Below are 11,671 nucleotides of genomic sequence, written 5' to 3' on the forward strand. Positions count from 1 at the left end.
GAAAAGTCCACCCTTCCTCGATGGGTGGCCGGAGTGTCACGCTCGCCGGGTGAAGACGCGAACCGCCCCTCCCCCCGGCCGCTCCCCCGCTCCCGATCAGGCGCGCGCCCCGTACGCCGAGGCCCTCCTGGCGCAGGCGGGGCGGGACTGGCTGCGCCTGAACGTGCCCGGGCACGCGGCCGCCCCCGGTTCGGACCTCGCCGGCTGGTTCGGGTCCCGGGTCACGGACCTGGACTTCCCTCCGCTGCTCGACGGCATCGACCTCGGGTCGGACACCCCGCTGGACGAGGCGCTGGCCCTGGCCGCCCGGGCCTGGGGGGCGCGGCGCACCTGGTTCCTGACGAACGGGGCCTCGCAGGGCAACCAGATCGCCTCGATGGTCGCTCCCGCCCTGGGGCGGACCCTGGTGGTGCAGCGCAGTGTGCACTCCAGCGTCGTCGACGGGCTGGTGCTGTCCGGGCTGGACGCCGCCTTCGTCCAGCCGTCGGTCGACCCCGTGCAGGGCATCGCCCACGGGGTGACGGCCGCCGACGTGGCGGCGGTGCTCGCGCGGACACCGGACGCGGCGGCCGTGTACATCGTCTCCCCGAGCTACTTCGGGGCGGTGGCCGACGTGCGCGCCATCGCCGACGCCGCGCACGCCGCCGGGGTCCCCCTGATCGTCGACGAGGCGTGGGGCTCCCACTTCGGTTTCCATCCCGCGCTGCCCGCGGGGGCGCTGTCGCTCGGCGCGGACCTGGTGACCTCCAGTACGCACAAGCTGGCCGGGAGCCTGACGCAGTCGGCGATGCTGCACCTGGGCGACGGGCCGTTCGCGGACCTGCTGGAACCGCTCGTGGAGCGGGCCTTCCGGCTGGTGCAGTCGACCAGCGCGAGCGCCCTGCTGACCGGTTCCCTGGACCTCGCCCGCCGCGCGCTCGTCGCGGGCGCCGACCGGATCACCGGCTCGATCGAGGCGGCGGACAAGGTGCGGGGCGTGCTGCGGGCGCTGGGCCGCTTCGAGGTGGTCAGCGACGGGTTCACCGCGTTCCCCGACGTCACCGCCGCCGATCCGCTGCGGATCGCCATCGGCACGCGCGCCGGCGGCATCACGGGGCACGAGGCCCGGCGGCTGCTGTTCCGCGACCACCGGGTCATGGTCGAGGTCGCCACCGACGCGGCGGTCGTCGCCGTGCTGGGTGCCGGGTCGGCCCCGGACACCGACCGCTTCGTCGAGGCACTGCACCGGCTGCCCGCGCCGCTCGCCCGCTCCGGCGCCCCCGGACCGGCCCCGCTGCCGCTGCCGCGTCCGGGCCCGGCCCGGCTCACGGCCCGCGAGGCGTTCCTCAGCCCGGCCCGTGTGGTGCCCGCGCGGGAGGCCGTCGGGCGGGTCAGCGCCGACACGCTGGCCGCGTACCCGCCGGGCATCCCGAACGTGCTGCCCGGCGAGGTCATCACGGCCGAGACCGTCGAGTTCCTGCGCCGGACGGCCGCCGCCCCGGGGGGCCACGTGCGCGGGGCCGTGGACGCCGCCGTGTCCCGTCTGCGCGTCGTGTCGCCCTGACGCGGAACCAAGTTGATCACTTCGGGCGTCTCGGGGAACACACCAGCACGCAGGACGGACAGAAGAGGAGAGGCTGACGTGAATTCCCCTGGGGCGATCCCGTCCCGTCGCACACTGCTGACCGTGGGAGCCGGAGCGGCCCTGGCCGTGGCGCTGCCGGCGGGCACGGCCCGCGCCGCGTCGTCGCCGGGCGAGGGCGGTGTCGTGCGGCGGCTGCGCGCACTGGAACGCGAGCACGGCGCCCGGCTGGGGGTGTACGCGTACGACACGGCCACGGGCCGGACGGTGCTGCACCGCGCCGACGAACTGTTCCCCATGTGCTCCCTGTTCAAGACGGTCACCGCGGCGGCCGTGATGCGCGACCTCGACCGGGACGGCACCTACCTCGCCCGGCGCATCCACTACACCCTGCAGGACGTCACGGACGCGGGCGGCGGAGAGATCACGCGGCGGCCCGAGAACATCGCCGGCGGCCTGACCGTGGCGGAACTGTGTTCCGCGGCCATCGCCCAGAGCGACAACTGCGCCGACAACCTCCTGCTCCGCGAGCTGGGCGGCCCGACCGCAGTCACCCGGTTCTGCCGCTCGCTGGGGGACCGTACGACCCGGCTCGACCGGTGGGAGCCGGCGCTGAACTCGGCGGAACCCTCCCGGGTGACCGACACCACCAGCCCCCGCGCGATCGGGCAGACGTACGCGCGGCTCGTGCTCGGCGACGCGCTGGCCCCCGGACACCGGGAACGACTGACCGGGTGGCTGCTGGCCAACACCACCAGCGGTGCCCGTTTCCGGGCCGGCCTGCCCCGCGACTGGGTGCTCGGCGACAAGACCGGCACCGGATCGTACGGCACCACCAACAACGTGGGCATCGCCTGGCCGCCGCACCGGCCGCCGGTCGTCCTGTCCGTGGTCAGCACCAAGCCGGACGCCACGGCGCCCCGCGACGACGCGCTCGTGGCCGATGCCGCGAGGCTGCTGGCCGAGGCGTTCGGCGGGCACTAGTAGACGTCGCGGACGTAGCGCTTGTCGGCGGCCATCTGGCGTACGTGGGCAGCCGCGGCTTCGGCGTCCATCCGGCCCTGCACGGCGACGATCTCGTGCAGGGCCCGGTCGACGTCCTTGGCCATGCGGCCGGCGTCGCCGCAGACGTAGAAGTGGGCGCCGTCCCGCAGCCACCGCCACAGGCGCGGGCCGTGCTCGCGCATCCGGTCCTGTACGTAGACCTTGTTGCGCTGGTCCCGGGAGAAGGCGACGTCGAGGCGGTCCAGGTGGCCGGAGGTCAGGAAGTCCTCCAGGTCCTGGCGGTAGTAGAAGTCGGTGGCTTCGCGCTGCTCGCCGAAGAACAGCCAGTTGGGTCCCGTGTGTCCCTTGGCCCGGCGGTCCTCCAGGAACCCGATGAACGGGGCGACGCCGGTACCCGGACCCACCATGATCATCGGTGTGGTGGGGGCCGCGGGCGGGCGGAAGTGCGGGGAGCGCTGGACGAACACCTGGACCGGCCCGTCGTCGGCGCAGTCCGCGAGGTAGGTGGAGCAGACGCCGTTGCGGTCCCGGCCCAGACCGTTGGTGTAGCGGACGACGGACACGGTCAGGCGAACCTCGCCCGGGTGCGCGAGCGGGCTGGAGGAGATCGAGTACAGGCGGGGCTGGAGCCGCTTGAGGACCGCGGCCCATTCGTCGGCGGAGGCCCGGACGGGGAAGGTTCCGATGACGTCGGCGGCCTGCCGGCCCCAGCTCCACTTGGCCAGCTCGCCCTTGTTGTCCGGGCGCAGCAGCCGTTGGAGGTCGCGGTCGCCGGTGCGGGCGACGACGAACCTGAGGAGGTCCGGGGTGATGCGGGCGATGTCGAAGCGGGTCCGCAGGGCTTCGCCGAACGGGATGCCGGAGCTGTCGGGGCTGCCGGGGCCGTCGGGAAGGGCGATGCGCTCCTCGGGGTCGAGGCCGGTGAGGGCGAGCCATTCGGAGACGAGTCCGGAGCTGTTGGCCGGCCATACGCCGAGCGCGTCTCCGGCCTCGTAGGCGAGTTCGCCGCCGCGGGTGTCGAAGGCGAACTGCCGCGTCTCCTTGTGTGAGCCGGGCAGGCTGAGGAGCCGGTTCCCGATCAGGAGCGTCGCGAACGGGGACACCTTGGTGTAGCGGGCGGCGGGGGCCTGCCGCTCTGCGGGGCGCGGGGCGGCCGGTGCTGCCGCCGGGGTCGGGGCCGTGTCCTGCGCGTCCGGCGCCGGCCGCGGGCCGGCCGTCGTGGTGAGGGCGGTGGCGATCCGGTCGAGCCACCGCCCGGCGGGCTCGTCGTAGTCGGGCTCGCAGTCGGTACGCGGGTGCAGGCGGGTGGCGCCGAGTTCCGCGAGGCGTTCGTCGAGGCGGCGGCCGTGGCCGCAGAAGTCGTCGTAGCTGGAGTCGCCGAAGGCCAGTACCGCGTAGCGCAGGCCGTCCAGCCGGCCGGCGTCGGGGGCGGTGAGGCCCTGCCAGAAGCCGGCACCGTTGTCGGGGCTGTCGCCGTCGCCGAAGGTACTGGTGACGATCAGCAGGTCGGTGTCCGCGGTGAGCCGGGCGGGGTCGGCGTCGGCCATGGCGAGCAGGGCCGGGGTGTGGCCGGCCTCGGTGAGGCGGGCGGCCGCGGCGCGGGCGAACTCCTCGGCGTTGCCGGTCTGCGAGGCCCACAGCACGATCAGCTGCCGGCCCGTGACCGCCGCGGGGGCCGGAGGTCCGGCCGCGGGCACGGCGGGCGGGGCGGTACGGGAGAAAGTGCCCGCCAGTACGCCGTCCACCCACCGGGCCGTGCCGGGGGCGAAGGGCGCGGTGGCGGGCAGTACCGGGACGCCGCCGGGCGGGGCCTGGGCGAGGCCGGACAGGTAGCCGGAGAGGTACGTGCGCTCCGGTTGTGTCAGCGGCGGACCGGTGAGGTCGGTCAGGCCGAAGAGGGTGGCCAGGGCGGAGACGGCCGTGGCGACGCCGCCGTCCGCGGCCGGGGCCGTGCCGGTGGCCTGCTGCTGCGTCGGGAGGGCGGGGCCTGCGGTCGCGGGCACGGGGCGGGTCTCCTCGGGTTCGGGTGCGGCGACCACGCGCAGGGCCACGGCGCAGGCTTTGAACCCGGGCTGGAACGAGACCGGGTCGACGGCGTCGTGGGTGACGGCGTTGATGCTGAGGTACTCCCCGAACAGGTCGTTCCAGTGGAAGGGCGCGAAGCAGTTCCCCGGGCGTACCCGGTCGGTGACGACGGCGGGCAGGACGGCGCGGCCGCGCCGGGAGGCGACCTCGATGTGGTCCCCGTCCCGGGCTTCCATGGCGGCGGCGTCGTCCGGATGGAGCTCGACGAACGGGCCGGGGTCGAGCCTGCCCAGTTTGGGGATCTTGCCGGTCTTGGTGAGGGTGTGCCACTGGTGTTGCAGGCGGCCGGTGTTCAGGACGAACGGGTAGTCGTCGTCGGGGAGTTCCGCGGCGGGCAGGTGGGGGCGGGCGAAGAACCGGGCGCGGCCGGAGGGGGTGGGGAACGCCAGCCGGGGCCTGGTCCCGTCGGCGCGTTCCAGCAGGGTCTGGCTCACGCCGTCGTTGAGGTAGCGGACGGGGTTGCGGTCAGCGCCGTCCGGGGACGGGGCCGGCCATTGCACGGGGGTCTCGCGCAGGCGCCGGTAGGTGACGCCGCGCAGGTCCCAGCCGGTCTTCGGGTTCCAGGCGCGCTTGAGTTCCTCGAAGACGTCCTCGGCGCTCGCGTAGGTGAAGGCGTCGGCGAAGCCCATCTCGCACGCGACGCGGGCGATGAGCTGCCAGTCGGGCAGTGCCTGTCCGGGGGGATCGAGGACGCCCTGGACGAGGGTGAGGTTCCGCTCCGAGTTGATCATGATCCCGTCGGACTCCGCCCACAGCGTGGCGGGCAGCACGACGTCGGCGTAGGCGTTCGTCTCGGTTTCGGCGAACACGTCCTGCGTGACGACCAGTTCGGCGGCCTCCAGGCCGGCGATGACGGTCTTGCGGTTGGCGACGGAGGCGACCGGGTTGGTGCAGATGATCCAGCACGCCTTGATGTCACCGGCGGTGAGCCGCTCGAACATCTCCACCGTCCCGCGCCCCACCTCGGTGCGCAGCGTTCCCGCTTCGACGCCCCACAGCTCCTCGGTGAACGCGCGTTCCTCGTCCACGAGGACGGAGCGCTGGCCGGGCAGGCCAGGGCCCATGTAGCCCATCTCGCGTCCGCCCATCGCGTTCGGCTGGCCGGTCAGCGAGAACGGGCCGGAGCCGGGGCGGCAGATCGCCCCGGTGGCGAGGTGCAGGTTGACCAGGGCGTTGGTGTTCCAGGTGCCGTGGGTGGACTGGTTGAGCCCCATCGTCCAGCAGCTCGTCCATTCGCCCGCCTCGCCGATCCAGCGGGCGGCCTGCCGGATGTCGGCCTCCGGGATGCCGGTGATCTCGGCGACCCTCGCGGGCGGGTGGTCGGCGAGGAAGGAGGGCATCTCCTCCCAGCCTTCGGTGAATTCGGCGATGAACGCCTCGTCGGTGTGCCCGTTCTCCACGAGGAGGTGGAGGATGCCGTTGAGGAGGGCCAGGTCCGTACCGGGCTTGATCTGGAGGAACAGGTCGGCCTTGTCGGCGGTGGCGGTGCGCCGCGGGTCGACGACGATGAGTTTCGCTCCGGCGGACTTGATCCGGTCCGTCATCCGCAGGAAGAGGATGGGATGGCAGTCGGCCATGTTCGCGCCGATCACGAAGAAGACGTCGGCCCGGTCGAAGTCCCGGTAGGAGCCGGGAGGTCCGTCCGCACCGAGCGAGAGTTTGTATCCGGAGCCCGCGCTGGCCATGCACAGGCGGGAGTTGGACTCGATCTGGTTGGTGCGTACGAATCCCTTGGCGAGCTTGTTCGCCAGGTACTGCGCCTCCAGGGACATCTGCCCGGAGACGTAGAAGGCGAGGGCGTCGGGGCCGTGCTCGTCGAGGATCGCGCGCAGCCGGCCGGCCACCGTGGCGATCGCCGTGTCCACGTCCGTTTCGGCGGGTCCGGTGCCGCGCCGGGCGCGGATCAGGGCCTTGGCGGCGCGTCCGGGCGCGGCCATCATGTCCGCACTGGTCGCGCCCTTCGTGCAGAGCCGCCCGGAGTTCGTCGGGTGCCGTTTGTCCCCGGAGGCCTTCAGGGCGGTGCGCCTGCCGGTGGTGGCGTCCCGGCCGACGTCGAGCACGATGCCGCAGCCGACACCGCAGTACGAGCAGACCGTCCGGATGCCCTCCGCCTTCGCGTCCGGCGTCGTCACCGAGCTCCCTCCCTCAGGTCGCGCTCCTCGCCCCGCGCGCGGCGGGTGAGCGGCGGCGGGGGTGGGAAGGTCCCACGCCCCAGACCGTAGGAAGAGCGCGTTTCCGGCCCGTCACGTCCTGCGGACACGGCGTGTAAACCGGCCCGCACAGCGTTGTGGCCCGTGGTGTGAGCGCGGAGGCGGTGTCGACCGCACGCAGGGGCCGCACGGGGGGCGCGCACGCCCGAGGGCCCCGCACCGGCTGGTGCGGGGCCCTCGGGCTGGGATCCGGCCGGATCAGAGGGAGAGGGAGATCTCGGTCGACTTGATCAGGGCGACGACGGAGGTGCCGGCGGTGAGCCCGAGGGCCTCGACGGCGTCCTTGGTGATGGCGGCGGTCAGCTCGCCGCCCTCGACGGAAACCTTGACGGAGCCCATGGCGCCACCGGTCGCGACGTCGGTGACGGTGCCCGCGATCTGGTTGCGGATGGAGATGCCCTCGACCGGGGCGGTCGCGAGGGAGACCTCGGTGGACTTCACGAGCGCCTTGACCGCGGTGCCCTCGGCGAAGCCGAGGTCCTTGACGGCGTCGGTGGTGATCGCGGCGGTGATGTCCTGACCGCCGGCCAGCCGGACCTTCACCGTGGACATGGCCTCACCGGCCGTGACGGAGGTGATGGTGCCGGGGATCTGGTTGCGGATGCTCAGGCTCATGGACGTAACGCCTCACTCTGATCGGGGGGAAAGGCGGCCTGCCGACCGCCCCACTGATCACGCTAGCCCCGGTCGTCACGCTCCGTGTGGAGCCGTTCTCATCCGCCAGGCGAAAGGCCCACCCGGCGCCGCAATTCCGTCCCGCCGGTCGTCACGCCCGTGCGGGAGGGGTGCGCAGGACCGTCCCGGCCGGCGGGAGGGCGTTGGCCGGCATGCCGGTGTCGGCCGGCAGGACGGTGTCCGACGGCAGGACGGCCTCGGCCGGCGGGACCGTCTCGGCCAGCAGGGCGATCTCGGCCGCGACGGCCTCCGGGTCGGCCGCGACGGTGACGTGGGCGACGCCGTCCAGACTCGGGTGCGCCCCGACGCGTACCGCCCGCTCGGCGTTCCGCAGGAGGTCGAGGTCGTTGATGTCGTTGCCGAACGCCACGTACGCGCCGGTGCCCAGGGACGTGAGGGCTTCCCACTTCGTCGTCGAACCCGGGGCGAAGTCGATGATCGCCTCGTCGAGGTGGTGGTTGACCGTCAGCCCGAGCCGACGGCCGGCCTCCGCGAGTTCCGCCATGTCCGACGCGCCGACCACGAGGAACTTCACGACCTCGGGAAGCTCCGCGAGGTCCACCCCGCGCGCGAGGTTGCCCTGGTCGACCCGGCCCCGGATCGGGTGGTCCACGGGGCCGGTGTAGGCGTAGTCCCAGGGCCCGTCCGCGAGGTAGGCCGCCCGGTACCGTCCGACCGCCTCCATCAGTGCCGCGAGTTCGGCGGGAGCGAACGCCGCCCGCGCCCGGACCTCGCCGCCGACCGAGACGAGGCTGCCGTTCCCGCCGATCAGCGTGGCGGACGGGAAGGCTCCGTCCAGGACGGGCAGCATGTCGCGTACGGGGCGCGCGGACGCGAAGACCACGCGGTGGCCGGCGCGCTCACACGTGCCGATCGCCGCGAGGATTCGGGCGTCGATGAGCCGGCCGTCGAAGCAGAGGGTGCCGTCGATGTCGAAGACGACGGTGCGGGCGCGAAGGCTGAACATGATCGGATCGTATCCGGCCGTCACCTGGGGCCCGCGGGGGCCACGGCCTCCAGGGCGTCGACGCTGCCGGACATGACGGTGCGCACGTGCCGGGTCAGGTGTTCGGTCGGCCAGTCCCACCAGGCGAGGGCGAGGAGGCGGGCCACGTCCGTCTCGCTGTACCGGGTACGGATCGGTTTGGCCGGGTTGCCGCGGACGATGCCGTAGTCGGGGACGTCGTCGACGACGACGGCTCCGGAGGCGACGACCGCGCCGTGGCCGATGCGGACTCCGGGCATGACGGTGGCGCCGTGACCGAACCAGACGTCGTTGCCGACGACGGTGTCCCCTCGGCCGGGGAGGCCGGTGATGAGGTCGAAGTGCTCGGCCCAGGCGCCGCCCATGATGGGGAACGGGAAGGTCGAGGGACCGTCCATGCGGTGGTTGGCACCGTTCATGATGAACCGGACGCCGGTGCCCAGCGCGCAGAACTTCCCGATGACCAGTTTCTCCGGGCCGTAGTGGTAGAGCACGTTGCGGGTCTCGAAGGCGGTGGGATCGTCCGGGTCGTCGTAGTAGGAGTAGGCGCCGACCTCGATCAGCGGGGAGGTCACCAGCGGCTTCAGGAGCACGACGCGCGGCTGGCCGGGCATCGGGTGGAGCACCGAGGAGTCGGGGGCATCGGGATTCACGGCGGAGCCACTCCAGACGGTCTGTGCGTGCGCGGGCGGATTCGGGTCGGCAGATTCGGGTCGGCGGATCCGGTTCAGCGGATTCGGCTCAGCGGATCCGGGTCGGCGGATCCGGGTTGGCGGATCCGGGTTGGCGGATCCGGGTTGGCGGATTCGGTTCAGCGGGAGTCGACGCGGTGAACCCGCTGGCTGGTCAGCTCGTACCGGGCCCCGACGACGGCCAGCTTCCCGGCCGCGACCCGCTCGGCCAGTACGGGCTCCGCGGTCAGCCGCGCGTGCACCAGCCCGACGTTCGCGGTGATCGCGGCGTCCGCCCGCCCCGCCCCCGTCAGCGTACGGTCGATGGCCGGGCGGATCTGATCGACCAGGTACTGCAAGTGGCCCGGCAGCTGCCCTCCGGCCTCGTCCGCGCCCACCGCGGCGGCAACGGCCCCGCACGACTGGTGTCCCAGGACCACGACGAGGGGAATGCCCAGCTCCACGACCCCGTACGCGATGCTCGCCAGGACCGCCTCGTCCAGGACCTCACCGGCCGACCGCACGGTCAGCAGGTCGCCGAGCCCCTGGTCGAAGACCAGCTCGGGGGGTACGCGGGAATCGACGCAGCCGAGGATCACGGCGAAGGGGTGCTGTCCGGCGACGAGCGTCTGCCGCACCGCCATGGTCTCGTCGGGATGCCGCTCGTGCAGGGTCCTCCAGCGCTGGTTCCCCTCGTCGAGCGCCCGTAGGGCGGACTGGGGGCTGGCCGGCCGCGGGCCGTTGAGCCCTTCGGTGACGGAGCTCGTGCCGGTCGGCCACCCGGCGACCAGCCCCGCGCCCACGGCAACCGCGCCCGTCAGCGCGGCCCGGACGAACCGGCGGCGCCCCGGTCCCCCATGAGGTTCGGCATCAGCGGTCATAACGGAACAAGCTAGATGCACCGGACCCCTGACATGTCGTCCGGCGCTCTTCTTTGATCGATTTTTGGCAGATCAAGGGCAAGGAACGACCGGCTTGACCCATCCGCGTGCCGCCCCCGTCCCGAACGCCACGGACGCCCAGGGCGTCCCGAAATGCGGAACGCAATGGTCCAATATGCGGACCCTGGTTGCGTGTGCCCGAGCCACGCCGACAGGATGTGGCCATGGCCCCCGTACTGGTATCGCGTCGTCACGTAGATCTGCTGCGTGTGTCGACCATGCTGTGTCGGGCCGACTTCCCCCGTGCGCACGGCTGTTGATCCGCTGATCCGCCGCTCCTGACGCCGTACGGGCCACCGCGCGCGTTCTGCCCGCGCCCGCGTCCCGCCTGCCTTCCGCCCTCCTGCCCGTGCACACGTGCCCACCTCCCCCACCGGCGGTGGCACGTGTCACGCCGCTGCCTCGACGAGGTCCTCTCATGCCGGAAAACCCCCTCCTGCTCCACTGGTTCCTGCCCACCGGCGGGGACGGCCGCGATCCCGGCGGCGTCACCGCCGTCCAGGGCCGTACCGGGGCCGCCACGCGGCGGCCCGCCGACATCCCCTACCTGGCCCAGGTGGCCCGTGCCGCCGAGCAGGCCGGATTCCATTCGTTGCTGACGCCCGTGGGGCTCGGCTGCGTGGACCCCTGGATCCTCACCGCCGCCCTCGCGCAGCACACCACCCGCATCGGGTTCCTCGTCGCGTTCCGCGCCGGTTTCGCCAGTCCCACCCTGCTCGCCCAACAGGCCGACGCCTTCCGCAGGTTCGCCGGAGGGCGGATCGCGCTGAACGTGGTCACGGGCGGCGACCCCGCCGAACAGCGGGCCTACGGGGACCAGTTGGGACATGACGACCGCTACGCCCGTACCGCGGAGGTGATGTCGGTCCTGCGGGACCTGCTGGACGGCAAGTCCGTCGACCACGACGGGGCACATCTGCGGATCGAGGGCGCCCGGCTCACCGATCCCGAACTCCGGCATCCGGTACCGCTGTACTTCGGCGGTGCCTCGCCCGCCGCCGAGGAGGTCGCCGCCCGGCACGCCGACGTACAGCTGCTGTGGGGCGAACCGCCCGCCGCCGTCGCCGCGCGCGTCGACCGGCTCAGGGAGCGGGCCCGGGCGGCCGGGCGCACCGTACGCTTCGGGCTGCGGCTGCACGTCATCAGCCGGGACACCGCCGCCGAGGCCTGGTCGGAGGCGGACCGGATCCTCGCCGGGATCGACCCGGAGGCCGTGCGGGCGAGCCAGGAGCGGTTCGCCGCCATGGATTCCACCGGGCAGGCCCGGATGACCGCGCTGCACGGCGGGGTCGCGGACGCCGCCCGCCTCACCGTGGCGCCGAACCTGTGGGCCGGCATCGGCCTGGTCCGCGAGGGCGCCGGGACCGCGCTGGTCGGCTCGCACGACGAGGTCGCCGCGCGGCTCGCCGAGTACCGGGCCCTGGGCATCGACGAGTTCGTCCTCTCCGGCTACCCGCACCTCGAAGAGGCGTACCGGGTCGGCGAGGAAGTGGCCCCGCGGCTGCGCGCCCTGACCGGGGCGGCCGCCGCGTGACCGC

At 73.3% G+C, this 11,671-nt stretch carries 8 protein-coding genes; 3 read left to right on the forward strand and 5 right to left on the reverse strand.

Features of this window, described 5'->3' with window-relative positions; genetic code table 11:
- Window positions 1-49: 49 nt before the first annotated feature.
- Window positions 50-1,543, forward strand: a complete 1,494-nt coding sequence (locus ABZZ17_RS16570; protein ID WP_356876497.1) for an amino acid decarboxylase — start codon at window positions 50-52, stop codon at window positions 1,541-1,543.
- Between the two features lie 78 nt (window positions 1,544-1,621).
- Entirely contained in the window at window positions 1,622-2,545 is a 924-nt protein-coding gene (gene bla / locus ABZZ17_RS16575) for a class A beta-lactamase (protein ID WP_356876500.1), read from the forward strand.
- Here bla and ABZZ17_RS16580 read toward each other — a convergent pair.
- The 5 genes from ABZZ17_RS16580 to ABZZ17_RS16600 all read right to left on the reverse strand — a co-directional run bounded on the left by ABZZ17_RS16580 (window position 2,542) and on the right by ABZZ17_RS16600 (window position 10,073).
- Entirely contained in the window at window positions 2,542-6,783 is a 4,242-nt protein-coding gene (locus ABZZ17_RS16580) for a bifunctional nitrate reductase/sulfite reductase flavoprotein subunit alpha (RefSeq protein ID WP_356876502.1), read from the reverse strand. The genes bla and ABZZ17_RS16580 overlap by 4 nt on opposite strands.
- Window positions 6,784-7,059: 276 nt before the next feature.
- Entirely contained in the window at window positions 7,060-7,476 is a 417-nt protein-coding gene (locus ABZZ17_RS16585) for a TOBE domain-containing protein (protein ID WP_356876504.1), read from the reverse strand.
- A gap of 151 nt (window positions 7,477-7,627) precedes the next feature.
- Window positions 7,628-8,503, reverse strand: coding sequence for an HAD family hydrolase (locus ABZZ17_RS16590; protein ID WP_356876506.1), 876 nt, complete (start codon window positions 8,501-8,503; stop codon window positions 7,628-7,630).
- 20 nt (window positions 8,504-8,523) lie between these two features.
- On the reverse strand, window positions 8,524-9,135 hold the full coding sequence (locus ABZZ17_RS16595) for a CatB-related O-acetyltransferase (protein WP_356876674.1): 612 nt from the start codon (window positions 9,133-9,135) through the stop codon (window positions 8,524-8,526).
- Between the two features lie 197 nt (window positions 9,136-9,332).
- Window positions 9,333-10,073: a carbonic anhydrase gene (locus ABZZ17_RS16600; RefSeq protein ID WP_356876508.1), complete on the reverse strand. Its 741-nt coding sequence runs from the start codon at window positions 10,071-10,073 to the stop codon at window positions 9,333-9,335.
- Window positions 10,074-10,551: 478 nt separating this feature from the next.
- On the opposite strand from ABZZ17_RS16600, the gene ABZZ17_RS16605 reads away from it, so the two are divergent.
- Window positions 10,552-11,667: an LLM class flavin-dependent oxidoreductase gene (locus ABZZ17_RS16605; RefSeq protein WP_356876510.1), complete on the forward strand. Its 1,116-nt coding sequence runs from the start codon at window positions 10,552-10,554 to the stop codon at window positions 11,665-11,667.
- Window positions 11,668-11,671: the final 4 nt, after the last annotated feature.

Source organism: Streptomyces sp. NPDC006512 (genome assembly GCF_040611935.1).
GTDB lineage: Bacteria > Actinomycetota > Actinomycetes > Streptomycetales > Streptomycetaceae > Streptomyces.